Here is a 25,015-nt window from a genome sequence, read left to right on the forward strand (position 1 = left end):
CTGGGGGCTGCCGCCCCCAGACCCCCGCTTCGGCCTGGACGGCCTCGTCCTCAAACGCCGGACGGGCTGGATTGTGCGGACCGGCGTCCAGGAGAGGGACCGGACCGCTACTCGTTCGTGAACTCCTCCACCACCGTCGCGCCCAGCTCCCGCACGATCAGTTCGTGACCGGAGAGGGCTGAGTCGACGAGGTCGGGGTCGTCGTCCTCCGGGGTGTCGTCCTCCGGGGAGACGGGGGGCGGGGCTGGTTCCGGGGCGGGCTGTCTGGGCGGCGAAGCCGGAGCCGACTGGGTCGTGGACGGCGAAGGCGCGGTGGGTGCCGGGGCGGACGACGGCTGCGGGGGCGAGGGACGCTGTGCGGCGGGAGTCGTAGCGGCTCCGTAGCCACCGCCGCCTGTGCCGCCGGCGCCGTTGTAACCGGACGGGCCGGGCGGAGCGGTGGGCGGCAAGGGGGCCGAGCCGCCGGACGGGTCGACGATCGCCTCGACCTTCCACTGCACGCTGAACTGCTCCGACAGCGCCTGCTTCAGCACGTCCTCGCTGCCGCTGCTCACGAAGTTGTCCCGCGCGCCGGCGTTGACGAAACCCAGCTGGAGGGTCGTGCCGTCGAAGCCGGCCACCTGGGCGTTCTGGCTGAGCAGGATCCAGGTGAAACGGCGACGGTTCTTGACCGCTTCCAGGATGTTCGGCCAGAGCATGCGGGGGTCGAGGCCGCCGGTCGGGGGGGCGTAGGAGGCAGCGGCGGGGGCTGCGGGCTGGTGGTGGGGGGTGGGGGCGGAGGTCGGTGCGGGCGGCTGTGCCTGCGCCGCTGCCGGTGCGTTCTGCGCGGTCGGGGGTTGTCCGGCGCCCGCCTGGGTCGGCGTGGGCCAGCCGCCGGGGCGTCGGCCTCCGCCCGCGGTGGCGGTGGTGGGCCAGGCACCGGGGGCGGGAGAGGGGGACGGCGAGGGAGGTGGTGACTGGGGTTGGGGCTGCGACTGGGGCTGCGATTGGGGGTGTGACTGCGGCTGCTGGTCGGCGAACGGGGGCGCCGGGGCGGTGGGCTCGGGAGTGGGCGTAGGTGCGGGTGCTGGGGCGGTCGACGCGGGTGCCGGCGCAGGCGCGCCAGGTGCCGTGCCGGTACCCATCGGGCCGCCTCCTACCGGGCCGCCTCCTGGTCCGCCCTGCGCACCCGGCCCCCGTACCGCCGCACGGGCAGCCGCGGCGCCGCCGCCCGGCGGAATGGGCGCGCCCCCGGGTACAGGTGCTCCCCCGGCCATGGGCGCACCGGCGTGCGCGTCGGGACCCGGCACGTACCCCATCGCGGGCATGGCGCCGCCACCCGCAGAGAAATTGACGCCCCTCTCCAGCCGGTCCAGTCGGGCCATGACGGAACTCTCGTCGCCGTAGGCGGCGGGAAGCATCACGCGCGCGCAGATCAGCTCCAGCTGGAGGCGGGGTGAGTTGGCGCCGCGCATCTCGGTCAGCCCCGCGTTGACGAGGTCGGCGGCGCGGCTGAGTTCGGCGGCGCCGAAGGTGCCTGCCTGGGCCTGCATGCGTTCGATGACGTCGGCGGGGGCGTCGATGAGCCCCTTCTCGGCGGCGTCCGGCACGGCGGCGAGGATCACCAGGTCGCGGAGGCGCTCCAGGAGATCGGCGACGAAGCGGCGCGGGTCGTTGCCGCCTTCGATGACGTGGTCGACGACCTCGAAGGCGGCGGCGCCGTCGCCGGTCGCGAAGGACTCGACGACGGAGTCGAGGAGCGAGCCGTCGGTGTACCCGAGGAGGGAGGTGGCCATGGCATACGTCACGCCCTCCTCCTTGGCCCCCGCGAGCAACTGGTCCATGACGGACATGGAGTCACGCACGGACCCCTGCCCGGCGCGCACGACGAGCGGCAGCACGCCGTCCTCGACGGGAATGTCTTCCTTGCCGCACACCTCGCCGAGGTAGTCGCGCAGGGTCCCGGGCGGCACGAGGCGGAAGGGATAGTGATGGGTACGCGACCGGATGGTCCCGATGACCTTCTCGGGCTCGGTGGTGGCGAAGATGAACTTGAGGTGCTCCGGCGGCTCCTCGACGACCTTCAGGAGCGCGTTGAATCCGGCCGACGTGACCATGTGGGCCTCGTCGATGATGTAGATCTTGTACCGACTGCCGGCGGGTCCGAAGAAGGCCTTCTCGCGCAGCTCACGGGCGTCGTCCACACCACCGTGGGACGCGGCGTCGATCTCGATGACGTCGATGGAACCGGGGCCGTTGCGCGCGAGGTCCTGGCACGACTGGCATTCACCGCACGGAGTCGGCGTGGGCCCCTGCTCACAGTTCAGACACCGCGCCAGGATGCGCGCGCTGGTCGTCTTGCCGCAGCCGCGCGGCCCGCTGAACAGGTACGCGTGATTGACCCGGTTGTTCCGCAGCGCCTGCTGCAGCGGGTCGGTTACATGCTCCTGCCCGATGACCTCGGCGAACGACTCCGGGCGATAACGGCGGTACAGCGCGAGAGACGACACGCGTACGAGGTTATAGGCGCCCACTGACAACGTGGGCCGACGGCGGGCTCACCGCAACCACCGGGAACGTGAGCGCCCCCCACGCACCCGCCAGAGCCAACCTACCCTTGCTGCCTTCCGGCCCTGGGGGAGTTCAGTCAGATAGCGCCGCGTGAGGGGCTCCGCACACAGTACCCGACGTCAGCGGCCGGGAACGAGTTCGCGAGCACTCCTCTCGGTCATGTAATGTTCCCGGCGGAGGATTCGCCTAGAGGCCTAGGGCGCACGCTTGGAAAGCGTGTTGGGGGCAACCCCTCACGAGTTCGAATCTCGTATCCTCCGCCAGTGCCTCACCGGGCACGATGTCGAAGGGCCCCACCGTTCGCGGTGGGGCCCTTCGTCGTTGTCCGTCTCACTTTCCGTCTCAGTTGGTTTTGGTGTCCGCTCCGGCCGGCTCCCAAAGAGCGTCGCCGACTTGCTGCGCGACTTTGCGGAGCATGGTGCCCGTCACGTGCATGTACCGAGCGCGCATCCTGGCCGCTCCCCCGGGCTCCCAACCCATGATCGAGTCGATCACGACGTCCGGGACGCCGAGGATCAGGAGGACGGTCGCGGCGGTGTGGCGAGCGTCATAGAGACGGCCGTCTCGTACCCCCGCGTCCCTCAGGAGCCGCTTCCAGACGTGGAAATCGGTGTTGGGGCTCAGCGGCCCACCGACCGGCGAGGCGAAGACGTACCCCTTGCCCTCCCAGTCGACGCCGGCCGCCATCCGCTCCCGCTCCTGGGCTTCCTGATGCTGCCGAAGAATCTTGATCAGCGGATCGGGCAGGCCGATGGTGCGCCGTCCGGCCCGGGACTTGGTGGACTTGTGTTCGCGCCGGGTCTGCACCTTCTTGGGGCAGTAGCCCGCCTTCCGACCGCACGGATCGGCACCGCAGCCGTGCGCGTACTTCGGGCGTAGCCGGTTCTTACGGATGCGGACGTATCCCGTGTCCAGGTCGACGTCCTCCCAGTGCAGACCGAGCGCCTCACCCTGGCGGAGACCGAGCGCCAGGGCGACGACCCAGCGAGCGCTGTTGCGGAGCTTGGCCGCCTCGACGAGGAGGCTCTGTACCTCCTCGATCGTGAACGGCTCGATGTCCTCCTCTTCGAGACGGGGAGCTTTGGCGATCTCAGCCGCGTTGGTGACGACGTGCCCGCGCCGGACCGCTTCACCGAGGGCGACTCGGATCGTCCGGTGGGCGTGGTGGGCAGTGCCGGCGGAGCTCCCGGACTCCTGCATCTTTCGGTAGAAGCGTTCGAGGTGCTCGGGCTCCAGGCGGTCGAGCTTGTGAGCGCCCAGTCCAGGAACGAGGTGAACGCGTACGTCGACCTCGTACCCGTCATACGTGTTCTCGGAGACGTACGGCTTGGCGATGTTCTCGACCCAGTGCTCAAGCCAGCTCTGAACGGTCCATCCCTTGCCCGGTTTCCGGAGCTTCTTGTCGTCGCGGGCCCGTTCCATCTCGCGGACGGCCTTGGTTTCTTCGGCTTTGGTCTTGCGCTCGATATGACGGCGGTCGGGCTTGCCGTCGTCTTTGACGCCAACGGTCACCCGACCATGCCATTTTCCGTCCTTGCCGAAGTAGATGGACGAGGCGCCGTTGGGCTGACGAGTGCGTTTGGTCTCTGCCATGTCCCGCCCTCCTCAAGCTGCTTCGGCCGTACGACCACGGCGGCGGCGGAGTTGGGTGACGTATGCGCGCAGTGCTTCGGCAGGAACTCGGCGGAGTCTGCCGACCATGACGGATTCGATCTCGCCCGCGAGCACGAGCTTGAAGCACGTCGTACGGCCGATGCGAAGTCGCCTTGCCGTCTCTTCGACGGTCAGCAGAACCAAGGAAGGGTCGGCGGGCTCCAGGACAGCGGTGATGGCGCGCGGCTCAGCCACGGGTGGGCTCTCCTTCCGTACCGGGGGCGGGTTCGAGGGTCTCGGCGAGCCAGGTTTCGGTGGCGGAGAGGCCGGTGCCGGCGAAGACCCAGTGGGCGAGGACGTACGTGGTGTAGGGCTGGGCTTGCGGTGGGGCGGCTTGGGCTCGGCGCCATTCGGTGCGGGCGTTGCGGAGGGCGCCGAGGGTGGTGGAGTAGCGGCGGGATTTGGTGGAGAAGTGGCCGCGGAAGCCGAGCATGTGAGCCCAGGCGCGGAGGCGGAGGTGTGCGAGGTCCTTGCGGGCGCCGAGGGTCCATGCGGTGCGGATGAGGCGGCGGGCGTGGTCGCTGATGTCGAGTCGGGCGAGTTCGGCGGCGAACTTGAGCGGGCGGTCGAGGGTGCCGCCGGTCGCGGTTTCGGTGCCCTTGGTGGCGTACTTGGCGATGTACGCGGCGACCGCTCGCTCGGTCAGCTCCTGGCCGTCGTTGAAGTCGGCGGATCGGATGGTGCGGATGTCGAGTTGGCGGCCGAAGGTGAAGGGGTGCCTACGGGTGTCGATGGTCGGGCCGTCGACTTGGGCCTTGGCTGTTGCGGTGCGGATGGCATCGGTGAGTAGTCCGGCGGTGGCCCAGGCGGGCGGCGGGGTGTCGCCGCCTTGCGGGCCGTCGAGGCGGATGACCGCGTGGAAGTGGACGGCTCCGCGCTTTTGGTATTCGGCGACCTTGGCGAAGGACAGGCGGGCGTGTTCGCGAAACCGTCGCTGTGACAGGCCTGCGCGCTTGGCGACTTCGCGGCGCAGGTAGATCGAGAAGCGGCGCCAGAGGTGGCCGGCGTGGGCGTTCCAGAGCACGGCGGTTTCGTAGTCGTAGGTGTCGGGGTTGAGGGGTGTGCCGAGTGCTTCGTCGTCTTGGTCGTGGTGGGTGCCGCAGCGGCAAGTGCGGCCGTTGGATGGGCGGTTGTGGACGGGGCCGAAGCTCGGTGCGGTGAAGGTGGCGAAGACGCGGGGGTGTGTGGCGACGTGTTCCGCGATGCCCTTTCCGCCGCGTAGGCCCGAGGTGATCAGGTGGAAGGTGTCCCGGCGGTAGACCTCGGCGCAGGCGGGACAACGGGTGGTGCGGCGGTTGTTGCAGCGGACGAGGAGTTGGCCGGCGGGGAGGGACGACGAGTTGAGGTGGTGGAGGATGCCGCCGATCTCGCCGGTCGTGGTGTTGACGTCGTATTCGGTGCGGTGGCCGTCGAGGCGGATCGGGGTCGTGCAGCCGCCGAGGGTGGAGAGCTGGCGGAGGATACCGGGCAGTGTTCCTTGCGCGGCCAGGTTCGCGAGTTCGGGGAGTGGGGCCGGGTTGGGGCGGGTGAAGATGGCTTGCTCCTTCTGGCTGGCTCGGTCAGTAGGAATGGGCCCCGGGGCGGCGAAATGCTTGGGCGTGTACCGCCGCCCCGGGGGTCAGATGCCGTTCAGCGGCGGTGGTGGTCGCGGAGCATCGAGCGCAGGACGACGGCGGCGACGGCGACCGAGATGGCCGTTACGGCGACGGCCGCCAGGAGCGCGATGAGGACGACTCCGCCGACGAGCACGACCGCGACCGTGTTCTTGTCGATCGGGAGCGACGGGAGTGAGCGCGGTATGGGCGCCGGTTCGGTCGGGGTGTGGGTGTGGGTGTGCACGGGCGGCGGGGTCGGGTTGTCGGGGTACTTGGGCAGGAACACGGCGAACCCTTTCTCATCTACTCGTCTAGTCATGTGAGCCGTTTATGACGTCCACGCCGGAACGCGTACCGGACTCGATGGAGGGGGCCAAGAAGGTGTGGGAGAGCCAGAAGCCGAACAGGGCGATCAGGACGACGACCCAGGTACGGACGCCGAGGAACTTCACCGCTCCCCAGGCGAAGAACCCGAGGACGAACACGAGGGGGAGGCTGACGGTCACGGGTACGGGGTCCTCTCAGCGGACGGGGCAGCGGTGGGTGCGGGCGGCCAACTCGGAGGCGGCACGGCTGTCGTAGTCGGTGGAGAAGCCGCAGCGTGGGGCGGTGCAGGCGGCGGTGTGCTTCTCCTGGCCCCGGTTGTCGTAGGAGGTGCCGACCTGGACGGGGCCTATGCGGGTGACGTTGCGGAAGCGGCGGTTGGCGGTCACGTTCTTCTCCTTTCAGAGCTGGGCGGCGATGGCTTCGGCCATGGGGGCTGCAACGCCGAGGCGGGCGCGGAGGGTTGGGGTGTCGATCGGTGTGCCGGTCCGGGTGTGGTGCTCGGCGGCTACCTTGCGGGCGTGCTCGATCAGGGCGGACGGGACCGGGATTGCGGGACGCTCGGGCCGTGCCTCGATGGCAGGTTGGGCGGGTGCCGCCGGGGCGGGTGTTTCGGAGGTAGGTCCGGGCTCGTCCTCCTGGGCGTCAACGACCTCGACGTCGTTGCCTGTTGGGTTCGGCGTGGAGTGAGCGAGGAGCGTTCCGCCGAGGAACGCCACCGCGGGCCAACCCGCGACGAGGATGCGCAGCCAGGCCGGCACATGGTCCATGTCGAGGAGCCCGGCGGTAGCGACGTTCGCACCGAGGGAGGCAGTGAGCGCGATGAGGAACCAGCACCACCCAGCCGCTTGCGCGTCGCCGGAACGCAGTCGACGCCAGGCGGCGACGAGCAGCAGGTCGACACTGACGGGATAGGCCCAGGCCTTCCAACCGCCCTGATCAGCCGCCGAAGCGATGTCGTGGAGATAGGCGAAGGAGAGCGCGGCGGCGATGAGCGCTTGGATGAGCACCGCGTCGACGCGGGCCAGTTGGGCGCGCATGACGGCTCCTTCCGGGATCGGGCATGGGAGGGGTAGGGACTTGGCGTGAGGCGGTCACGCCGACCGGGGTTGGGAAGGCGAAAGTCAGTCGGTGACCGGGCGTCGCTGGACTTGCGCGGCCGTCGGGGTCTCGACCGGTCGTACGGGCACGTCGGGCCGGAATCGCTTCAGCGCGGCGAGCTCCGGGACCAGGTGCGCGGAGTCTCGGCAGATCTCGGCGGCGTCGCCGAGGGAGAGGTACGGCGTGCGGACGCGGGACCAGCCGCCGGAGGTGTCGCCAGCGACGGCAAGGCCGGGCCGTTCGGGTGCGATGGCGCAGGCCGCCACGACCGCTTCGGGGGCGATGTCGCCCAGGGCCATCTTGGCGGAGGCTTCGTCGTTGACGCGGTGGCAGACGCGGCCGGTGAGTTGGGCGCGGAGCATGGTGGCGCCCTTGCCGAGTTCGGCGCCGAAGCGCTGCCCGCAGACTTCGAGGTAGATGCCGGCGGCGCGGCCGAGCTGGGCGAGTCGGATGAGGTGGGTGACCATCTCGTCGCGCCGCTCCTCGTCCTTGCGCGTGGCGACAAGGAAGAGTTCGGCCACCTCGTCCACGAACAGCACTACAGGCACAGGGCGTTCACTCTCGGGTAGTCCCCAGATGTCGGAGGTGATCTCCTCGTCGGGGGTGTTCGGGGCGATGCCCTGCCGGGACTTGATCAGGTCGTAGCGGTCCTCCATTTCCTTCACGAGCGCGGGCAACAACTCGGCTGCCTGCTCTGCGTCGGTGGCGAGTGCCGAGAGCCGGGAGGCGAATGGCGCCAGCTCGACACCCCGCTTGCAGTCGATGCCGACCAGCGCGACGGGCTGCCGGGCGAGTCTGGTGATGAGGTGGCGCAGGTACATGGACTTGCCGGACAGCGTTGCGCCGAGGGTGAGTTGGTGCGGAACAGTGCGGTAGTCGCGCAGGAAGGGCATGGCGTCCTCACGCAGTGCGACCGGGATGCGCAGATACCCGCTGTCGACCTTGCGCGGCATCCGTACACGCCGCAGAACGTCGAAGCCGACGAGCCGCAGTTCGACGACACCGGGCTTGACCGTCGAGACGTAAACGGCGTGAACTCCCCAGGCGTGCCGCAGCCGTTCGGCCGAGGCGGCGACGTCGGCGGGTTCCTGGCCCGGAGCGAGCCGCAGCCGAAGCCGGAGCCCGGTCGAGGTGGGTCGGATGATGCCCCGGCGGGGCGGTACGGGCCAGACCTCACGACGGGTGGTGGCCTTGACGGCGAAGACCCGCAGCCGGGACGGCGCCACGGTCAGGCCGCACGCCTCCATGACCGAGCCGTACGAGCCGAGCAGCCGGACCGTGGATATCGGCAGGCCGACGGTGGACCAGTACGCGGCCGGATGCTTGGCCCGGGTGTAGGCGGCCCCACCACCGAGCGCGGCGAGAGGACCACCCACCTCCAGGAGCGTCGTCAGGTCGGACATCAGGCCGAGGCCCCAACGGCAGCCGGGAAAGCGGCCGGAGTGACGGCGGCGGCGCGGAAGGCGATGCCGTGGCGCTGCTGCCCGTTGAACACGCTCTCCCAGGGACGGGCGACCAGCCCCGGGAGCGAGACAGGCGCTCCGAGCGCCAGCCCTTCGGACACACCGCTCTCCGGAACGGTGACCTTGATGAGCGAGGACTCTCCGTCCTCGATGTGGACGACGCCGATCGTCATCAGCGCTTCACCGCTGACGGCGTCCTTGGCGATCTCGCCCGTCTGACGGTCGCGGACCTTGGGCTCGGGAGCCTCGGTGAGCAGGATCGTCGCGGTCGAGGTCTCAACACGGATGGTACGCAAGGTAAGTCACCCATCTACTCGTCTATACATGATGTGACACGCGAACCCGGCCTTCGGGTTCGTGCGGACCACCTTGCCACACAACTTGCCCACTCGTCTATACGAGTACGCCTGTTGGGGTGTACGAGTTCGGGAAACGTCCCCGCGCACCACCGCAGCCCACGCCGATCAGGTCGCCGGAAGCTGGTAGGAGAGGACGTACGCGTCCGCCGCCATGACTGTGTCGCAGACCTCGACGGCCCGCCCCTCGGTGTCGAAGGCGGTGCGGATCAGGTGGATCACGGGTACGCCGGAGGCCAGCCGGAGCGTCTTGACCTCGGTGGGCGAGGGCATCCGGGCACGGATCTCTTCCTCGAAGTGGTCGAGGCGGTGGCCGAGTTCTTCGAGGCGGGCGTAGATGCCGCCGGGGCCGGGGTTGGGTTCGGCGATCTGGGTGCCGCGGGCGATGTCGAGGGGGAGGTAGGAGGCGGCGAACTCCACCGGCTTCCCGTCCAGCAGATACCGACGCCGGCGGGCGAGCACGCGACGCACGGAACCGAGCCGCGCGGAGATGTCCTGACTGGCCTTCTCCTCCTTGACCTCCAGACTGTCGACCTGGGGGTGACTGCCGGCGGCGTCGGCCTCGACGATGAAGGCGGACTTGCCCTGCTCGCGGTGGCGACGCGCGAAGCGGTCGGAGGCGAGGCGTCGCACGGGAGGCCGGGGCCGTACGAAGACGCCCTTGCCGTGCTCGGCGTGCACGAGCCCTTCCCCCTGGAGGATGGAGAAGGAGTTTCGGACCGTCATACGGGATACACCGTAGTGGTCGACAAGGTCGGCTTCGGAGGGCAGCTTGTCGCCCTCGTGGAATCGCCCACGGTCGATGGCCTCGCGCAACTGGTCGGCGATCTGCCGGAAGACCGCACGATCGCTCGTGGGGTCGAGATCGCCGAGAAGGCCGGAGGGAAGGGGACTCACGCGTACTCCTTTAGGTATCTAGACGTGTGGGCGAGTGTTGTTGCTACGGTGGAGAGCCTAGCCATCCGAGAGGGCAGAGGAACGTGAGCACTGACCGTCCGCACTCCGTGAGCGTCGCCGGAGTCATCGTCGACGACCAGAGCCGCGCCCTCCTGATCAAACGCCGTGACAACGGCAAGTGGGAGCCCCCGGGCGGCGTCCTCGAACGCGAGGAAACCATCCCCGAGGCCCTCCAACGCGAAGTCCTCGAAGAAACCGGCATCAAGATCGCACTCCCGGCGACCCTGACTGGCGTCTACAAGAACATGACGGGCCTGATCGTCTCGCTGGTCTTCCGCTGCGAAGCCGCCGACGGCGTCCCGACAACCGGGGATGAGACCCGCGCGCTGCGCTGGGCCACCCGCGAAGAGGTCTCCGAACTCGCCGACGAGGCATACGCGATCCGCGTCCTGGACGCACTCGACTCTCGCGACGGGGCGTCCCCGCCAGCCATTCGCGCCCACGACGGCGTGAAACTCGTCTAGCCCGAACCCGCTGCACATGGCTGCCTACCAGCATGAAGGAACTTGTATGCACGAGTATATGAGTACAGCCCGGGTCTGGGGACTCACTTGCCCAGGATTCCCGGAGGAGGTGAGCCGGGCCCGACGCTGGACGCGCGACATCCTGCGTGGGTCGCCGCTGGCCGAGGACGCCGAACTGATCGTGAGCGAGCTGAGCGCGAACGCGATCCTGCATACGGCGAGTGGGCGGGAGGCCGGCAGCTTCCATCTGGCCGTGGCGGTGTCGGGGCAGGTCGTCGCGTTGTCGGTCACGGACGGCGGGGGTGTAGGTACGGCTCCGAAGGTCGAGCACCTGGACCAGGACGCCGAGCACGGCCGGGGGCTGGGCATGGTCAGCGCGATCGCACACCGGGTCGTGGTCCACGACAGCGACGGCGGCCACACGGTCACCGCGGAACTCTTCGCATCCCCGCGTTCCGGAAGCGGAGGGCACCCGTGTTGATGGACAAGCCGCAACGCGGCTACTGGTGCGAGTGCTGGACTCAGGATCTCACTACGGGGGCGGCGCCGGCACTTCATGCCTCCTTCGACGCGTACTCCGCACCCCAGGCGGACAGGTGGGTTGCGGTCGCACTGCGCACGATCTCACCGGCACTCGATCCGGACGCATCCGAGGAGGCATGGGCATGGCTGTATGACGGCCGCATCGCGACGAGGAAAGCACTCTTGCGGTCCGAGCCCTGCACCGTCTCGGTCACCCAGGGCAAATCATGCATCACGTGGACGATCCGACCAGTGATTTTCCTACCATTCACACACCGCCAAGGCCACGAACTACCAGCCTGCATAAACGACTTCACGTCCTACGGCAGCCGTCCCCTGTAAAGCCAGGTCATCCTTAGAGGGTTCTCGAATTACGAAGACAAGGAACTAGGCGCCGCGACAAACCTCAGTTCGCCTACTGTCGCGTAGGGAGAATCAGTTCCTCACCCCGGAGATCATCAAGGGCGTCAAGCGCTTCGTAAAATTCAGACTGCAGAGCGCTAATGGCGTCCTGAACCTTACGCCTATCCTCATACGGATCGACACCTTCAGGACGAGGCTCCCACCTGTCAACTATAGGCTCAACAACCCGCTCAAACGCCATAGCCGCTTTGACTGTACGGTTCAGCAAATAGAAAGGTCGCGTCTTCCCTTGACTGGTATCCGTGTAAGCCAGCAGGTCGGCCTGATCCTGATAGAGCGTGGTACGCCACTCCTTAACTCTATCCAAAACTGCACGCCAGTTGTCATCGGTTACCGCATAGGGTGTATTTAACTGACTGTTTCGCCATTTGACGATTAATTTCTGGACTATTAGCCGCAACTCAGCGAGATGTTGTTTATGCTCAATCTTAAGTATCCTATCCCGCTCCTTTCTTCTCACCATTTCCGCTGCCACCGCAACGGCCAATGAGACGGCAAGCGACGTAGCGCTAATGCTGATCGGTAGCCAGGTCGTGGCGGCTGACATCCTCCTCTCCCCTCCCCTCAGTTCTGTCACCAGAAGGCGGAAACTACTACGTCGATCAAACTTCAGCAATCCCCCCAATTATCGCAAGTTTCCATTCGAACTAAAATGAATTAGCGCATTCCGTCTCAGTAGTACCTAACTGACACTAAAGGTTGCATCACTAATATTTCTTCTCTCATCTCACTCAAGCCACATCAGCCCTGATTGGAACCCTTGGCGACAAGTAACTCACAAAATTGATGCACTGAACGGCAAATCCACCCGCACGGCCTCGGCCTCCCTGGACATTCGATCAAGACATGCAAAGCCAAGTTGAGGCAAGCGGTACCAAGCATCAAGTGAGGCCACAGCGTCAACCGAGACCGGACACAGCACACGCGACCGACTGAGTTACAACTTTCTCTACTTATTCAAGGCGGCTCGCTCCGCTCCCCGCGCGCGGCCCGGCCCCCGGCCGGGCCTGCGCTCCTGTCTCCGCCCCGCTCCAGCCCGGCCGGCGCCCGTGCCGCGCACATGTATAGAGCCGCTGACCATGATCTGATCACCGCGCAGAGGGGCCACCGTTAGAACCAGCCTCCGGCGGGGGCGCTCAGGCTCCGAGATGGCGTTGGCGCCGTTCGCGGGTGCCGGCCATTTGTGGCGTACGTAGGGGGTGCTCCCATCCCATCTGCCATCGACCCAGGCAGAGCCGAGCAGACGCGGCCCATGGCGTCCAGGTCGTTCGTACAGTGGCGCGCTCCACCTGGACGCCATGAACCACGCCCGCTCCACGGTGTGTGGGTCGACGGCAGACGGGATGGAAGCTGGAGAAGGTATGGGGTGAGGGTACATGTCAGGCAGGCCTCGGCTTCAGCGGGAGTCTCCAAGCCGCCGCAGAAAGCGGTCGATCACCTGCTCGATCTCGGCAGGATGGTCCAACGCCTCAACAGGTACACGATCGACATACGCGACGCCCGAGTCGTGCATCAGATGATCACGAGTGGTATCCAGTGCCCGCCGAGCGTTGTGGTGGGGCCCGTCGATCTCAAGAATGCCTGCTCGTCCCTTGTAGGTGACCAGGAAATCTGGTTCCAAGGTGCGCTGAGCTATCCGACCGTTGGGCAGCGGAAAGATCGAGATGGTCTCCTCGGCTGGCAGGACTTTCTGTTGCCGGTTCTTCAAGGCCCGGTAGACCCGCAACTCGCCTTCGTTCGTGAAGGCCAGATCATCCTCCAACCACCGGCGAGGACCCGGCTGCAACCTACGAGCCTGGTTCGTGGGGCGCTCGCCAGAAATCTCACGCTGTACCAACTCGCGCCACCCAGGGCCCACGACTGGAAGGGTTTCCCTCACCACAATCCAGTTCACACCCAGACCGAACCTGCCTGACACCTCACAACAGAGGTTCTTCAGCATGGCCACGAGATCGTCCGTGAAGTGGGGCTTGTTCGCAGGATCTACCTCCAGCACGAGATCCTTTTCACGGTTCTCGTCATCCCACTCCAGCTTCCAGCGCTCAACCAGCAACATCAACCGTGCCGTAGTCGCGTCCCCACGCCGCACAAGAAGTACCGAGATGTAGGCGACGAGCGTCTCAGCTACCAGGCCGTCTCTCTGATCATCGGAGAGGGTCTGGTCGCGCAGCATCTCTTCGTAGCTCAGTGGGCGGCTGTTCCTGGCAGGCGTGCGTGCGTGATCGTTTGTCAACGGGCCCTCCACCCCAGCTCATTCAGCGAAATCACGGTAACCGTTGGCACTGACATCAGCTTGGGGCTTGAGTCCACCGTCCCCTTTGCGGGCCCGATCGAGCGGGGAACCACGGGGAACACCGAGCAGACGCGGAGTACGCGAAACAAGATCGACCCCCGACCAAATAGCCAGGTCAGGGGCCGTTCTCACTGCTCATCAAACAGTGAGCGTGGGATTTGAACCCACGGTGGCGTCGCTGCCACGAGGGGTTTCAAGATCGTCGGAGGCTCGGCTCCGGTCATTGAGGCTCCGCCGATCTTGCCAGAGCCGTCCAGGCCATCAATGCGCCGGGAATGCGCCTGTCAGCCACTCCGCTCCGCTCGTACGTTGACCGAGTGGAATGGTTCACCTTGATCAGCACGTTGAGCGGCGGCGTGCTCGGTGTGGGCTCGACACTGGTCGTTGAAGCTGTTCGCGCCAGGCGAGAGCGAGGACACCACCAAGTCGAACTGCAACGAACGGCATGCGTCCGGTACCTCACTGCGCTCACCGAGACCGAGGCTGCGCTACAGGCGATCGCGCTGAGTCATTCGACACCCATCGCGAACGCCAAAGTGGTCGAAGCTTTTCGCTCACGCCATGTGATGGCAGCACGATACGAGCTGTTCCTGGTGGCACCACCAAACGTGTACAGCGCTGCTCACGAGGCCTACGACCGGCTGAGGGCTATGCGAGTAGCCATAGCCACGACCAACGTCGTCGTGGGTGATGACTCCCCAGACTGGAAGGCCATCCATATCCCGTACGACGACGCATTCCGCCGACTCCGTGTCGTCATGCGCGAATCGTTGGGCCATGGGCTCGGGTCCTGATGCAAGGCTCCCGCGATGGCCTATGTACAGCACGGAAGTACAGCAACCATGGCGACCGCAGATGACCGTTCCGAGCCGCTATCACCCCGGTGACCAGGTCGAGAGACCTCAGCGACCCTCCCGCCTGTAGTTCGCATCGAGTAACACACCCGACGGGGGTGACTTCAGTCATCGAGACTCCACCTATCTTCCAGGTATCACCGAAAGCTTTTCGTCTATTTACACTTGCCCTCGTTCAATCGCTGCCTGCTCGGCGATGACATCGAGTCCGTCTGTTTTGTTCACCGGACCTAGCGTCGTATATTGTCGAGTGAAGTCACTCTTCAGTTTATCTACGATCTTAGAGATCTCTACTGCCCGTCGGGCTTCATCAAAATCCTCTGCCGCCACGACCGAGTCCATGATCTCGTGGTAGGTATCTGAATGCATACGCCGAGCCAGCCTGATGCCCAGAAGACTTGGAAAGACAGCCTTGAATGTTTCGCGGGCGGATGCGGCGCTAGGGGATAGCGTCAGGAAATTTAGCAGGAAGTCAGGACGCATAACGTATCGGGCGCGATTCTCTGCAACGATTTCTCGCGTGTATTTCAGGATCGCTGTTTCTGAGGTCAGCCACCACGTGGCGTAACCAAATTCTGAGAAGCTAGAAGTCTCGTGGCGATTTCTCCTGTGCCCGTAAACGGCCAAAGCGAGGAGGGCATCATTCCGAGCAAGGCGAAGGTCTCCCCGCTTCACCTGAGCCATCTGCTCAGCAAGCGATTCGACTTGAGGGAGTTCCACCAGAGATTCGAGGTCTTCGGTCGACTCGAATCCAAGAGAGAACTTCATCTGCAAATATTTACGGATGTCATCGAGCGCTGCTGGTTTGTGTAGATCTCCATAGGTACAGAACTGATTCACGAATGCGGGCCAGCTCTTGGGCCTACGCAAACCCAGTTCTGGATTGATTCTGGCGTAGAGGTAGGTTCGCAAGACTATGTGGGGCGCGTTTCGGGCAATCTCGTAGTTCATGTACTGATCGATCTCAGCAACGTGATTCCGATATTCGAAATCGCAAGCTCGCAGATGGCTCACGACTTCCTCTAGAACCGGCTCGGCGAGAATAAGTTTTGCCCCAAGCCGACCCGCCATGAGGAGAGTATTCCTACTCATGCGATCCGGTTCATTTAGATAGTGTTCACTCAAGGCTCGAACAATTTGATCAGAACCGACGTAGAGTCGGAACTCCCCAGTCATCTCCTGGAAGAAGTCAATGAGCCTAGGCTCCGTGTTTAGGGTAAATAGAAGCGCATAAGTCCTAGAGAGCCTTTGCAGGTAAGTCCTTTCTACGTCTCTGGAATCGTAGAGCACCCCCCGAAGAACAATGAACGCTCCGTCACCCACCAATGAGGCTGCTTTTCCCGCCAATCCGTATTCCAGCAATGCGGCAGCGAGACAATCGGTGATTGTCGAATATTCTCCTATATCGGTTGCGCGAAGGAAAGATGAGAACTCAAGCCCATTTCGCTCGAATGCAAGCTGCAGTGCACGCAATGCCACTCTCGCAGCCTGCGCAGTTCGAACATCACCCAAACCGGAAATCTTCTCCGCGCGGAGTCGGTCATCAAAGCTCGCAAGTACCTCAAGACGAAGAGTCTCATCAGCCATATTTTCTTCTTCGATTCGCTGGCGAGTCTCATAAGGGAGGCAGAAGGCATCCTCCTTGCGATGCCAATTTACGGCTCGACCACCGCCATACTCTTTCCTCGACATGGCCTCCAGTCGTTGCCGCAAGCGAGGCTTCACCAGAGAATTAACGCTAGGTAGATCGCGACTGATCTTTTCGAGCACTTTGTTCGAACCGTAAAGGATTCCAGCGCCAGGATCGGTCCCTTCCAGAGCCCAGAGCACCAAAGCATCTACTACCGAGTTGACGAGTTTCTCATTACCTGAGCGCCGCTCCAACTCTTGCGAAAGGAACACAAATACGGCCGGATCCTTGACATGCTTCGAAGATGTGATCAGCCTAGAAGAGCCAACATTCTTCAGGAAGTCGGTGTAATGTTGAAGGTGTTCCTCAAACGCAGAAATACCTGCCGGATCATCGTTTAGGTGAGCGATGATGTAACTGCCATCACGAATAATGACCGTTACGTCAAGCTCCTCGGAAAGATCCCTCTCGACTCTGTCCGAATACTTAACGGTCTGCGGCGTCAGATAGAATAAAACCTTTGGATCGCGACCGAATTCACGAAGCCGAGAGATCGTCCGACGAACTTTTCCACCGGTATCGGCCTCCACGCTTGCTTGATAATAAGTCTCCGGCCGTTCCGAGTCTTCGTAAAGATTTCCATCTCGCGCATCAGCTCCCCCATCCTTGACACCTCCAAGGGGGACGAAACGTGTCCCCAGCAGCGCCGAATAGAAAGCGATTGCGAAGCGTTCGAAAGGGAATCCTTCGACCTTATCCAACGCAATGCGAATCAAGTCGCCATGGATGCGCTTTTTCACGAGATCGCTCCCTTGCTTATTGTGGGGGCATATTACCGCAGAGTTCGACAACTTTGACCAGTCTTGGCGTATCCACACTACTCTTTTCTAGGTAACCCGTTAGTAGGCGGCGAGTGTGGCCTGAGAGCACCAGCCCTTGGTACCGGTCTCTGGCGTGTCGCAGACAGTCAACTGAGATCAACACTTGACACCCCGCAGCTTTCCGAGTGCGGGCGCCTGAAGGACGCCGGCCCCTTAAACCTCCTCTGATCTTGCTGCCACTATCTTGTTTTGAATTCGACCTTTCCGGTACTCATTCTGAAGTTCCCGTTCGAATACAGCGTAGGGCGGGCCTCGACATGGCTGCCACTGTACTTCTCTACATGCCGGATCTGGGCACCTCCCGGAACGGTGAAATCAATCAAGGCAATGGCGACCCAGTACGACAAGTTGCGGTTGTTGAATAGTGGCACCGTTACGGTTGAGCCCCGTCCGTCAGTGATGACTGCCTGGGCGCCGTAGGACTTGAACGATCCCGTCCCGTTCTCCACCGCGCTGTAGGCACACAGAAGGACGTAGCCCTGAAGGTCGGGGCGACGGATGGTGACCGTCTCGCGGCCCGGCACCCGGGAGTCGCCGTCCAGGGCGATGTAGGGCTGAACGGAGGGCGATCCGAGCTGGCGGTAATAGACGACCTGATCTGACTTGTTCGGGCGCTTGCCAGGTGGAGTGACAAGACTTCCAGGGACATAAAGGGCGTACAGGTCGAGGTCAGCGCCAGCTTGTCTTCGGGCTACGCTACCGCCGTTCCACTCAAGTGCGGCTGTCACGACGAGGCTCGGGTCGTCCTTGCGCATGTCAATGGTCGCCTGGCCGGCTTTGGTGAGGGCGACTTTCCCCAGCGGGACGAGAGAGCGAACCGGTGTAGTCGGCGGAACTGATGCAACCACCGACGAGATGTGCGGTATGTGGGTGGGGCGCGGCGCAGCACGTGTGTGCCGGGTCTGCGCCGCCGTCGCCGCGGATGAGTTCTGTGCCGTGGACGGCCCTGGGTCATCCACAACGATGCCGAAGTCCGAGGCCAGACCCGCCAGACCCGTGTCCCATCCCTGGCCTACCGCTCGTGCCTTCCAACTGCCTGCGCGTCTGTAGAGCTCGATGAGGATGGCCACCGTCTCGCGGTGCATGAGCGGGGGAGGAGCAAACGAGATTCGTGTGTTGCCGCACTCGATGACCGCATGGGGGGTGTTGCTCGCGTCGAAGTAGCGGGCCTGCAGTTCGGGGTCGATGCTGGCGACGATCTCAATGCGATCGACAGTCATGGGAGTCGCGGCCAGATCCGCGACGATTGTCTGCCCCTTCACTGCGATCCCGTCCTGCGACGAGTGGTTGTAGAAGACCAGATCGTCGTCACTTCTCACCTTGCCGTCCTGCCCTAGCAGAACAGCAGAGACGTCAATGCCCGTAGTGGGCGAGGCGAGGGTGACGCGACAGACCGCTGCGGACAAGACCGCGTTGCCGCCTTTGGGAAGAGTGGTAGTCATGAGTGCCCTCTCACGGTGGTGCGTACATCGTGGTGTCCCTGGCCGACCCGTGTAGGACAAACAGTGATTTCCTGTGGTGAAGCACCTCCAAGGCGATCAGGTTCCTGAGGTGGCAACGCGTGTACCGATGGTTCTGCCGCTCGTCTCAGTTTCCGTCTCATTCACCCCCGTTCACGGCCGTTCAGGCGAGACCCGAAGCCGTCCCCGCGTCGGCAGTCAGCCGCCCATGAACCCAGGTGAACGCCCCTGCACACAACCCCCCGCCCCACCAACACAGTTGGAAAGCGTGTTGGGGGCAACCCCTCACGAGTTCGAATCTCGTATCCTCCGCCAGTGCCTCACCGGGCACGATGTCGAAGGGCCCCACCGCGAGGTGGGGCCCTTCGACGTTGCCCTCAGGCCCGTTGTCCTGGTTTTTGTCCATGGCGGGTGTTCCCTGGGCGTCACAGTGGCTCGGCCCGGGCCGGCTCCATGGCGGCGACGTAGTTCGTGGTAAGTCGTACGGCCTGTCGGGAAGAGCGGTAGAACTTGGCTTCGCGTCTTCGTGGGTGATCGTCTGGCTTCGTCCGACTTCGGGGGATCTCGATGAGCAAGTGGCGGGTCGTGCTCTGGCCTCTGGTGATCTTCTGCTCCGGGTATGCCGCGTTGCTGGTCTTCTGGGGTTTCGGGGATCAGCCGTCAGGGCTTCCCGGGCTCTTTGTCTTTCGGAGTGCCACCTGGGGGGACGGGCTGCTCCTCCCGCTGTTGGCGTTGTGCCTGCGGGTGCTGACCCTGCGGCTGCGAGCCACCGAGGCGACGCCGGTGAGGCGACGCGGGACCGTCGCCCTTGTGGCTCTTGCGGGCGCCGCTCTCGGGTTCGCGGTGGTTCTGACCTGGTTCCTGGACGACCATCCGGGGCTCAACTGGACGAATCCCAGGCCTCATTACTTCAATGCCGCGGGGAAGTACCACGCGGCCTTCCTCGTCCTCGCCAGTGCCGCCTTCGCGGGCCTGGGCGCCGACCTCGTAGTGCACCTGCGCCGCGCGGGAACCGCCGCCGTCAGAAGGACGCTGACCTCGTCGTGGGCGTGCGTGGCGCTGGCCTGCATGGCCGGATACGGATACCTGGGAGTCCTGGACGGCTCGAGAGGCGAGGCGACTGCCGGGAGCACGGTCTCGCTGGCGGTCATCGCCGTCGCCGCGGCCGTCGTCGTCGCGGTGTTCCTCCTGCGGGGTGGATCGGGTCCCGCGTACGTCAACACCCTCGTCGTCGCGCTGATCCTCACCGTCTTCACCGTGGTCTTCGCCCTCGCCCATCCGCACATGAGCGCCCTCACCTATGCCGCGCTGGTGAGTGCCGTCCTCTCGGGACTGGGGCTGACCGCGACGACGGAGTCCGGCAGTCACGTCTCCGCTGTGGAGGCTCTGGGGGTGTGCGGCCTCTTCGGTACGACGACGGTGTACGTCTCCACCGCGCACTCGGACAAGCTCTGGATGGCGGTCGCGGCCGCGTTCCCCGCGACGGCCGGCGCCGTCGCCCTGCGCTGGCTCCGGGCGAACGTCACTCACATGCCCCACCAGTCACCGGTGTCCGGGGAATACGGAATGGCCGCCGGCATCTCCACGTGCCTGCTCCTGTCGTCCATGTTCGCCGCCTGGATCAGCGAGCGGGCGGGGGACGAATACATCACCGGCGGATTCATTCTCACGGTCGTCGGGGCGGTGCTGGGCGGCGTCTTCTTCCAGTACTTCAAGTCCGACTTCACCAAGCTCATGCAGCTCGAGGGCGATCCGACCGGCCGATCCGAGGGGCAGCAGGCGAGCCCGGCCCAGTCACAGGCCGCGCGGAGAGTGTGGATCAGGCTCGCCAGTTACAGCCTCGCCGCGTTCTCCGGCATGCTCGTGCTCTCGATCTCCCTGGCTCCGTCGCTGGGATGGCGCCCGGGCGGCGCGGGGCTCCGGTGGACCCTGGTGTTCAGCGCTCTGGGAATCGCCGTCCTGATGGCGGCCCTGATCGCCAAGGCACTGTCCACCGCCTCCAGACCGCATCAGGACTGGCAGCGAAGAGAAGCTCCGCCGAGGACGGACACACCGGCTCGGGTGTGTGCCGTCGGCGGCACGCTCGTATTCATCGTCGTGGGTACCGGCGTCGCACAGGAGGGCGTGTTCAACGGACTGGCGGCGGTGCAGGCCGTCATGATCGCCTTGTTCGCGACGGAGGGCGTTCTGGGCAATGGACTCTGGCTGCACGTCGGCAAGTCGACGCCCGCCTCCAGATCCGCCGTAGCCGTCGTCACCCTCGCCGTGGGAGTGACCGTCTATTGGTCCTTGACCGGCCTGATCCGGCCGGACGGTCGTGGTGCCCACCTGGGGCAGTCGCTGTCCGCGTGGCTGTGCTGCGCCGTCCTGGTCTTCGTCCTCGTCGTAGCCACCACCTCGGCGGTGTACGTGGCCGGCGGACGGGCCTACTGGACGGACTATCCCCCGGCCAACAACGTGATGCAGGACGCCTTCCTGCTGGCTGTCCTCTGGCTCACGCTCGGCTGGCTCCCGCAGACCGTCCTCACGCATGTTCCGGCATCGGCGACCGAGCGGTGGGCGGCCGTGGGCACCCTCCTCGCCGGCTTCATGCTCACCTTCTGTCCTCCCTTCCTGTGGACGCTGGAGAACAACGACACCCATGTCTGCAGGCAACGTCTGCGGCGCGGGGCCACCGCCCCTCCATGGCCGACCTTCTCCGACTCCTCCTTCACCCGCATCACTCACCTCAGGGGGCGAATGTCTGATTTATACACGTCTGTGGCAACGCACGAGCACGATGCCGACGGACAGGAGCCTGACTCCGACGTCTTCCTGGTGCGGCTCAGCGGGCATACGGCCGCGCAGAACTCGATCGCCCTACTGCTCGCGCTGGTCTCCCTGATCGGGGCCGTGGGGATGACAGCCGGTTTCACGGGTGAGAGCGAACACGGATGAGCAGTGATGAGCGCCGGCGGAGGGAACGAAGCGGTCCGTCCCGGCTCTTCGGGGAGTAGCGTGAGGTCATCGGGAGTACTTCGCGCACCGGCCCCGATGCCGGTGTCGTTCCCGGTGAGCCACGACACCGGGTCACTGTGCCGCCGCAGGGGTCCGGAGACAGGTTTGCGCGATGTCCGCGTCCAGCTCTCACTCCCCGCTGCGGGCCGTCCCGTTCAGGGCCCCGATCGCACGCCTCGCGCTGAAGTCCGAGAGCCGTTCCGGTGGGTCCGCCGGGTTGGACGGTGCGTGGTGGCCCCGTACCCGCGACCTGGTGGGTGAACTCTCCGCGCTGGCCGATGTGTTGGACCCGCTGTGGGGGCGGGTCACCCGGATCGCGGTCAACCCCCGCAGCTGGCCCATTCTGCCGCCGCGGATCTTCGTCAACGGGCATGTGGTGAAGGTGGGTTGGTTCGCCGCGGAGCAGCTCGACCCGGACCAGATCCTGCTGTTGTCCGGTACCTCCGGTCGCTGGGACCTGCTGGTGGTTCCGCCGGAGACCGACGCGCCCGTGGCCCTCCGTCTGATGGCCGCCGCGAGTACGGACACCGGTCCGGCGGCGCTGTCCGCCGGCGCGCTCATGGCGGCCGAGGGGGTCAGCAGCAGCGAAAGCCCGGGGGCAGGGCCCGACGACTGGTGCGTCGCGGGTCAAGATGCCGTCGCCGTGGCCGTTGCCGTCGCCCTTCCTGTCCCCGGCCATACCCCCGTCTCCGGCCCCGCCTCCCCGTACGGGCGCATTCAGCCCCCCGCCCCGGGGATGTGACCGCCGTGGTCACCGCCCTGGCCGTAAGTGCCCTGCTGATCACGGTCGTTGCCGGGACGCGGCTGTTCTGCCGGTTCGACGCGCGTCACGGCGGACGCGTCGCCCGCCGCGGCCGGGCGGCAGCAACAGCAGCAGCCCGAGGCGGGTCCGGTCACCTATGACCCCGCCACACCCAGCCCAGCCCTACCTTCTCGGCCAGCCGTACCCTCTCGCCCCGCCCCACCTTCTCGCCCGGCCCGCCCCTCTCACCCAGGCCCACCCACTCGCCCAGCCCAGCCCTCTCGCCCTGCCCAGCCCTCTTGCCGAGGCCTACCACCTCGCCGAGGCCCGCCGTCTCACCGAACCACCCCACCACCCCATCCCCTCACACGTGATCCGCAGCAGCCGCCTCCATCAGCCGTTCCGCCTCCTCCGCGGTCGTGTCCGGAGGGATCACCAGCAGGTCCCAGCGGCCTCGGCCGGGGGTCAGCAGGACGATGGTGTGGGCCGCGGACGCGCCAAGGCTTCGGTGGAGTTGTACGGAGCGGTTGGCCACCAACATGGCGTCGGGGACCTCGGACCACGTCGAGCCGTTGACCGTGACGCTCGTGATGTGGCCCCACTTGCGCGGCAACCCGGCCAGCAGCTTGGGGAGTTCGCTGAGCAGGTCGTACGAGCGGGGCCACCACGCTCCGTCGATGGGGCGGGGATTGCCGCTGGGCGCGGCGAGTCTCAGGCGCAGGACAGGATGGGAGGGAAGCGGGGGCTGCAGTGCGGTGGTCATGAAGGCTCCTGTCAACTGCCGTACAGGGATCAACTGCCGTACAGGGATCAACTGCCGCACGGAGTGCAACTGCCGTGCGTAGTGCAACTGCCGTGCGGAGACGGGTCGTCGGCGTCAGGTGCGGCGCGCTTCCACGCGGTCCTGGCTCGGCCAGCGCACGTCGTGCACCCAGCCGAGGCGCTCGAAGAGGCGGATGACCTCGGCCGAGAGGTCGATCTGGCCCCGGTCGACGCCGTGCCGGGCGCTGGTGGGGTCGGCGTGGTGGAGGTTGTGCCAGCTCTCGCCGAAGGAGAGCAGGGCGAGCGGCCACAGGTTGGTGGCCCGGTCGTGGCGCCTGGTGCGGAACGGGCGCTCGCCGATCATGTGGCAGAGGGAGTTGACGCTCCACGTGACGTGATGGAGCAGCGCTATGCGGACAAGTCCCGCCCACAGCAAGGCCGTTACGCCGTACAGCCAGCTGCCGCCGATCGCCCAGCCGAGCCCGAACGGCAACGCGAGCGTGGCCACGCACAGGAGCGGGAAGGCGCGGGAGACCGACCGGATGTCGGGGTCGGCCAGCAGGTCGGGGGCGTAACGCTCGGGCGGTGTCTCGTCGTTGCGGAACAGCCAGCCCACGTGCGCGTGCAGCAGGCCCCGCAACTGGCCCGTCAGATGCGTGCCGTAGCGGTACGGGGAGTGCGGGTCGCCGGGGCGGTCCGTGAAGGCGTGGTGGCGGCGGTGGGTGGCGACCCAGCCGATGACATCGCCCTGGAAGCTCATGGAACCGGCGATCGCCAGCGCTATGCGCAGGGGGCGGGCGGCCCGGTAGCCGCCGTGGGTCAGACCTCGGTGGAAGCCGACCGTGACGCCGAGGCACGTGATTGTGTAGAGGGCCGCCGCGAGGGCGATGTCCACGGGGTGGATGAGGCTGCCCCACAGCAACCAGCCGGCGAGGGCGATCGCCACGAACGGGAGCACGACGATCACCGCGGTGATCGTCACGTAGATCCGCGCGGCGCCGTCACGGGGAGGCGCCGGGTCCTCCGCCGGGAACGGGGACGTCCCGTCGTAGACCTGGGGCGACGGGACCGGATCCTCCGGTGCGACCGTCGTGGGGGTGGGAGAAGTGAGCGGCATGCGTGGCTCCTCGGCCTGGATGCGTATGGCGCGGCCGGGGTCACGGGCAGCCCCTGTGAGGACGGGTGGCTCAGGGCCTGTCCGGCGGATCATCCCGGCGTCGCAGGCCCTGGTGCGGAGGAAACGCTCCGGCGGACTCGCTCAAGCTCCGGGACGACGGTCCCGGGCCGGTCCGAGTTCCGGCATACGAAAAACCCTGATCGCCTCCACCGTACTCCCGCCCGTGTAACAACCGCGTCTGCTCGACGGCGGCCGTGCGGCGGCGAAACGCGGCGGCGCGGGCCCGACCGACAGCGACCGACAGCGACCGAGAGAAAAGCGGTGCTCGACCATGTACGACCAGACACGCGCCCAGCAGCCCTCCGACCAGCCCCGCGGTGTATCAGGACGCCGGACCTCGGGCCCCGAACCGCTCTTCCCGCCGGGTGAGCGGGAGAAGATCGTGCAGCGGCTCGGCCGGGCCCTCAACACCTTCCCGGACGCTCCGCACGAGTCGCTGGAGGAGGCCGAGGGTGCCTTCGACGAAGCCGTCGCCCAGGTGATGGCCGTCCTCGCCGAGCAGCGGCAGACACTTCGCGCGAGTTGGCAGGGGCAGCATCCCGAGGGTCACCAGGGTCACGAAGGTCCCGAAGAGCCCGAGGATCCCGAGAGCCGGGCCGCCGAACTCCACCTCGCCCTGCGGCAGTACCGGGAGCTCATCCAGCGGCTGCTGCGGCTCTAGATGGTCGCCGTCGGCGCTTGTCCCGGTTCTCCGAAAACGCCAACCCTCCTCGTGGACACGGTCAACGCCCGTGTCCCCGAATACCGCGAGCGCACCCGCCGTATCGCCGACTCGCTCGCGTCGGCCGGCTCCCGGCTCGTCCTGTGCGGC

The 25,015-nt window shown here is 65.9% G+C and carries 24 protein-coding genes, 1 tRNA gene and 1 other RNA gene; 8 read left to right on the forward strand and 18 right to left on the reverse strand.

Annotated features, from left to right (window positions below):
• Positions 1-107 precede the first annotated feature (107 nt).
• Together ACWDR3_RS38005 and ffs are read right to left on the reverse strand one after the other, a co-directional pair.
• Positions 108-2,489 carry a DNA polymerase III subunit gamma and tau gene (locus ACWDR3_RS38005; protein ID WP_450357148.1) on the reverse strand — a complete coding sequence of 794 codons (2,382 nt, stop codon included), beginning with the start codon at positions 2,487-2,489 and terminating at the stop codon, positions 108-110.
• 65 nt (positions 2,490-2,554) lie between these two features.
• Positions 2,555-2,653, reverse strand: an RNA gene (gene ffs / locus ACWDR3_RS38010) — signal recognition particle sRNA small type.
• Between the two features lie 72 nt (positions 2,654-2,725).
• Here ffs and ACWDR3_RS38015 point away from each other — a divergent pair.
• Positions 2,726-2,813: transfer RNA gene (locus ACWDR3_RS38015), tRNA-Ser, on the forward strand.
• A gap of 79 nt (positions 2,814-2,892) precedes the next feature.
• Here the strand turns inward: ACWDR3_RS38015 and ACWDR3_RS38020 are convergent.
• The 10 genes from ACWDR3_RS38020 to ACWDR3_RS38065 form a co-directional block, all read right to left on the reverse strand.
• Positions 2,893-4,143: a tyrosine-type recombinase/integrase gene (locus ACWDR3_RS38020; protein ID WP_450357149.1), complete on the reverse strand. Its 1,251-nt coding sequence runs from the start codon at positions 4,141-4,143 to the stop codon at positions 2,893-2,895.
• A 12-nt stretch (positions 4,144-4,155) separates the two neighbouring features.
• On the reverse strand, positions 4,156-4,398 hold the full coding sequence (locus ACWDR3_RS38025) for an excisionase family DNA-binding protein (RefSeq protein ID WP_450357150.1): 243 nt from the start codon (positions 4,396-4,398) through the stop codon (positions 4,156-4,158).
• The gene (locus ACWDR3_RS38030) at positions 4,391-5,692 is read right to left on the reverse strand and encodes a replication initiator (protein WP_450357165.1); all 1,302 of its coding nucleotides are present in this window, start codon (positions 5,690-5,692) and stop codon (positions 4,391-4,393) included. Before ACWDR3_RS38030 ends, ACWDR3_RS38025 begins: the two co-directional genes overlap by 8 nt.
• Positions 5,693-5,832: 140 nt before the next feature.
• Positions 5,833-6,084 (reverse strand): SpdD protein, encoded by a 252-nt coding sequence (locus tag ACWDR3_RS38035; RefSeq protein ID WP_450357166.1) that lies wholly within the window; start codon positions 6,082-6,084, stop codon positions 5,833-5,835.
• Between the two features lie 25 nt (positions 6,085-6,109).
• The gene (locus ACWDR3_RS38040; RefSeq protein ID WP_123999123.1) at positions 6,110-6,304 is read right to left on the reverse strand and encodes a hypothetical protein; all 195 of its coding nucleotides are present in this window, start codon (positions 6,302-6,304) and stop codon (positions 6,110-6,112) included.
• A gap of 15 nt (positions 6,305-6,319) precedes the next feature.
• Complete coding sequence (locus ACWDR3_RS38045) at positions 6,320-6,511, reverse strand: mobile element transfer protein (protein ID WP_450357151.1); 192 nt, start codon at positions 6,509-6,511, stop codon at positions 6,320-6,322.
• Positions 6,512-6,523: 12 nt separating this feature from the next.
• Positions 6,524-7,162 carry a DUF2637 domain-containing protein gene (locus tag ACWDR3_RS38050; RefSeq protein ID WP_450357152.1) on the reverse strand — a complete coding sequence of 213 codons (639 nt, stop codon included), beginning with the start codon at positions 7,160-7,162 and terminating at the stop codon, positions 6,524-6,526.
• Between the two features lie 84 nt (positions 7,163-7,246).
• Positions 7,247-8,626 (reverse strand): FtsK/SpoIIIE domain-containing protein, encoded by a 1,380-nt coding sequence (locus tag ACWDR3_RS38055; RefSeq protein WP_450357153.1) that lies wholly within the window; start codon positions 8,624-8,626, stop codon positions 7,247-7,249.
• Positions 8,626-8,982, reverse strand: a complete 357-nt coding sequence (locus tag ACWDR3_RS38060) for an SCO3933 family regulatory protein (protein ID WP_123999118.1) — start codon at positions 8,980-8,982, stop codon at positions 8,626-8,628. Before ACWDR3_RS38060 ends, ACWDR3_RS38055 begins: the two co-directional genes overlap by 1 nt.
• A 168-nt stretch (positions 8,983-9,150) precedes the next feature.
• Positions 9,151-9,939, reverse strand: coding sequence for a GntR family transcriptional regulator (locus ACWDR3_RS38065; protein WP_401719915.1), 789 nt, complete (start codon positions 9,937-9,939; stop codon positions 9,151-9,153).
• Positions 9,940-10,046: 107 nt separating this feature from the next.
• On the opposite strand from ACWDR3_RS38065, the gene ACWDR3_RS38070 reads away from it, so the two are divergent.
• From ACWDR3_RS38070 to ACWDR3_RS38080, 3 genes are read left to right on the forward strand one after another with little or no spacing between them, the layout of a single operon-like run.
• Positions 10,047-10,463 (forward strand): NUDIX hydrolase, encoded by a 417-nt coding sequence (locus ACWDR3_RS38070; RefSeq protein WP_450357167.1) that lies wholly within the window; start codon positions 10,047-10,049, stop codon positions 10,461-10,463.
• Between the two features lie 46 nt (positions 10,464-10,509).
• The gene (locus ACWDR3_RS38075) at positions 10,510-10,944 is read left to right on the forward strand and encodes an ATP-binding protein (protein WP_450357154.1); all 435 of its coding nucleotides are present in this window, start codon (positions 10,510-10,512) and stop codon (positions 10,942-10,944) included.
• Positions 10,944-11,327, forward strand: a complete 384-nt coding sequence (locus ACWDR3_RS38080; RefSeq protein WP_450357168.1) for a hypothetical protein — start codon at positions 10,944-10,946, stop codon at positions 11,325-11,327. The genes ACWDR3_RS38075 and ACWDR3_RS38080 overlap by 1 nt, the downstream gene beginning before the upstream one ends.
• 73 nt (positions 11,328-11,400) lie before the next feature.
• Here the strand turns inward: ACWDR3_RS38080 and ACWDR3_RS38085 are convergent, their stop codons facing one another.
• Positions 11,401-11,955: a hypothetical protein gene (locus ACWDR3_RS38085; RefSeq protein ID WP_450357155.1), complete on the reverse strand. Its 555-nt coding sequence runs from the start codon at positions 11,953-11,955 to the stop codon at positions 11,401-11,403.
• Between the two features lie 849 nt (positions 11,956-12,804).
• The gene (locus ACWDR3_RS38090; RefSeq protein ID WP_450357156.1) at positions 12,805-13,641 is read right to left on the reverse strand and encodes a hypothetical protein; all 837 of its coding nucleotides are present in this window, start codon (positions 13,639-13,641) and stop codon (positions 12,805-12,807) included.
• 377 nt (positions 13,642-14,018) lie between these two features.
• On the opposite strand from ACWDR3_RS38090, the gene ACWDR3_RS38095 reads away from it, so the two are divergent.
• Positions 14,019-14,495 carry a hypothetical protein gene (locus ACWDR3_RS38095; protein ID WP_450357157.1) on the forward strand — a complete coding sequence of 159 codons (477 nt, stop codon included), beginning with the start codon at positions 14,019-14,021 and terminating at the stop codon, positions 14,493-14,495.
• Between the two features lie 219 nt (positions 14,496-14,714).
• Here ACWDR3_RS38095 and ACWDR3_RS38100 read toward each other — a convergent pair whose 3' ends face one another.
• Positions 14,715-16,985: a hypothetical protein gene (locus ACWDR3_RS38100; protein ID WP_450357158.1), complete on the reverse strand. Its 2,271-nt coding sequence runs from the start codon at positions 16,983-16,985 to the stop codon at positions 14,715-14,717.
• Between the two features lie 260 nt (positions 16,986-17,245).
• A complete protein-coding gene (locus ACWDR3_RS38105) occupies positions 17,246-18,508 on the reverse strand; it encodes a TerD family protein (protein WP_450357159.1) in 1,263 nt (420 codons plus the stop codon).
• Between the two features lie 585 nt (positions 18,509-19,093).
• Here ACWDR3_RS38105 and ACWDR3_RS38110 point away from each other — a divergent pair.
• Together ACWDR3_RS38110 and ACWDR3_RS38115 are read left to right on the forward strand one after the other, a co-directional pair.
• Positions 19,094-21,463 carry a hypothetical protein gene (locus ACWDR3_RS38110; protein WP_450357160.1) on the forward strand — a complete coding sequence of 790 codons (2,370 nt, stop codon included), beginning with the start codon at positions 19,094-19,096 and terminating at the stop codon, positions 21,461-21,463.
• 172 nt (positions 21,464-21,635) lie between these two features.
• Positions 21,636-22,265 carry a DUF5994 family protein gene (locus ACWDR3_RS38115; RefSeq protein WP_450357161.1) on the forward strand — a complete coding sequence of 210 codons (630 nt, stop codon included), beginning with the start codon at positions 21,636-21,638 and terminating at the stop codon, positions 22,263-22,265.
• A gap of 364 nt (positions 22,266-22,629) precedes the next feature.
• Here ACWDR3_RS38115 and ACWDR3_RS38120 read toward each other — a convergent pair whose 3' ends face one another.
• Together ACWDR3_RS38120 and ACWDR3_RS38125 are read right to left on the reverse strand one after the other, a co-directional pair.
• Positions 22,630-23,028 carry a DUF5994 family protein gene (locus tag ACWDR3_RS38120; RefSeq protein ID WP_450357162.1) on the reverse strand — a complete coding sequence of 133 codons (399 nt, stop codon included), beginning with the start codon at positions 23,026-23,028 and terminating at the stop codon, positions 22,630-22,632.
• Positions 23,029-23,142: 114 nt separating this feature from the next.
• A complete protein-coding gene (locus ACWDR3_RS38125; RefSeq protein ID WP_450357163.1) occupies positions 23,143-24,144 on the reverse strand; it encodes an acyl-CoA desaturase in 1,002 nt (333 codons plus the stop codon).
• Between the two features lie 331 nt (positions 24,145-24,475).
• On the opposite strand from ACWDR3_RS38125, the gene ACWDR3_RS38130 reads away from it, so the two are divergent.
• Positions 24,476-24,865 (forward strand): hypothetical protein, encoded by a 390-nt coding sequence (locus ACWDR3_RS38130; RefSeq protein ID WP_450357164.1) that lies wholly within the window; start codon positions 24,476-24,478, stop codon positions 24,863-24,865.
• Positions 24,866-25,015: the final 150 nt, after the last annotated feature.

The organism is Streptomyces sp. NPDC001002, assembly GCF_053599215.1.

What these genes read in the sequence shown, in the direction of transcription:
- ACWDR3_RS38050 (WP_450357152.1), bottom strand. Translation starts at nt 7,162, where the DNA reads ATGCGCGCCCAACTGGCCCGCGTCGACGCGGTGCTCATCCAAGCGCTC.
- ACWDR3_RS38080 (WP_450357168.1), top strand. Translation starts at nt 10,944, where the DNA reads ATGGACAAGCCGCAACGCGGCTACTGGTGCGAGTGCTGGACTCAGGAT.
- ACWDR3_RS38110 (WP_450357160.1), top strand. Translation starts at nt 19,094, where the DNA reads ATGAGCAAGTGGCGGGTCGTGCTCTGGCCTCTGGTGATCTTCTGCTCC.
- ACWDR3_RS38125 (WP_450357163.1), bottom strand. Translation starts at nt 24,144, where the DNA reads ATGCCGCTCACTTCTCCCACCCCCACGACGGTCGCACCGGAGGATCCG.
- ACWDR3_RS38120 (WP_450357162.1), bottom strand. Translation starts at nt 23,028, where the DNA reads ATGACCACCGCACTGCAGCCCCCGCTTCCCTCCCATCCTGTCCTGCGC.
- ACWDR3_RS38105 (WP_450357159.1), bottom strand. Translation starts at nt 18,508, where the DNA reads ATGACTACCACTCTTCCCAAAGGCGGCAACGCGGTCTTGTCCGCAGCG.
- ACWDR3_RS38115 (WP_450357161.1), top strand. Translation starts at nt 21,636, where the DNA reads ATGTCCGCGTCCAGCTCTCACTCCCCGCTGCGGGCCGTCCCGTTCAGG.
- ACWDR3_RS38075 (WP_450357154.1), top strand. Translation starts at nt 10,510, where the DNA reads ATGCACGAGTATATGAGTACAGCCCGGGTCTGGGGACTCACTTGCCCA.
- ACWDR3_RS38020 (WP_450357149.1), bottom strand. Translation starts at nt 4,143, where the DNA reads ATGGCAGAGACCAAACGCACTCGTCAGCCCAACGGCGCCTCGTCCATC.
- ACWDR3_RS38130 (WP_450357164.1), top strand. Translation starts at nt 24,476, where the DNA reads ATGTACGACCAGACACGCGCCCAGCAGCCCTCCGACCAGCCCCGCGGT.
- ACWDR3_RS38055 (WP_450357153.1), bottom strand. Translation starts at nt 8,626, where the DNA reads ATGTCCGACCTGACGACGCTCCTGGAGGTGGGTGGTCCTCTCGCCGCG.
- ACWDR3_RS38085 (WP_450357155.1), bottom strand. Translation starts at nt 11,955, where the DNA reads ATGTCAGCCGCCACGACCTGGCTACCGATCAGCATTAGCGCTACGTCG.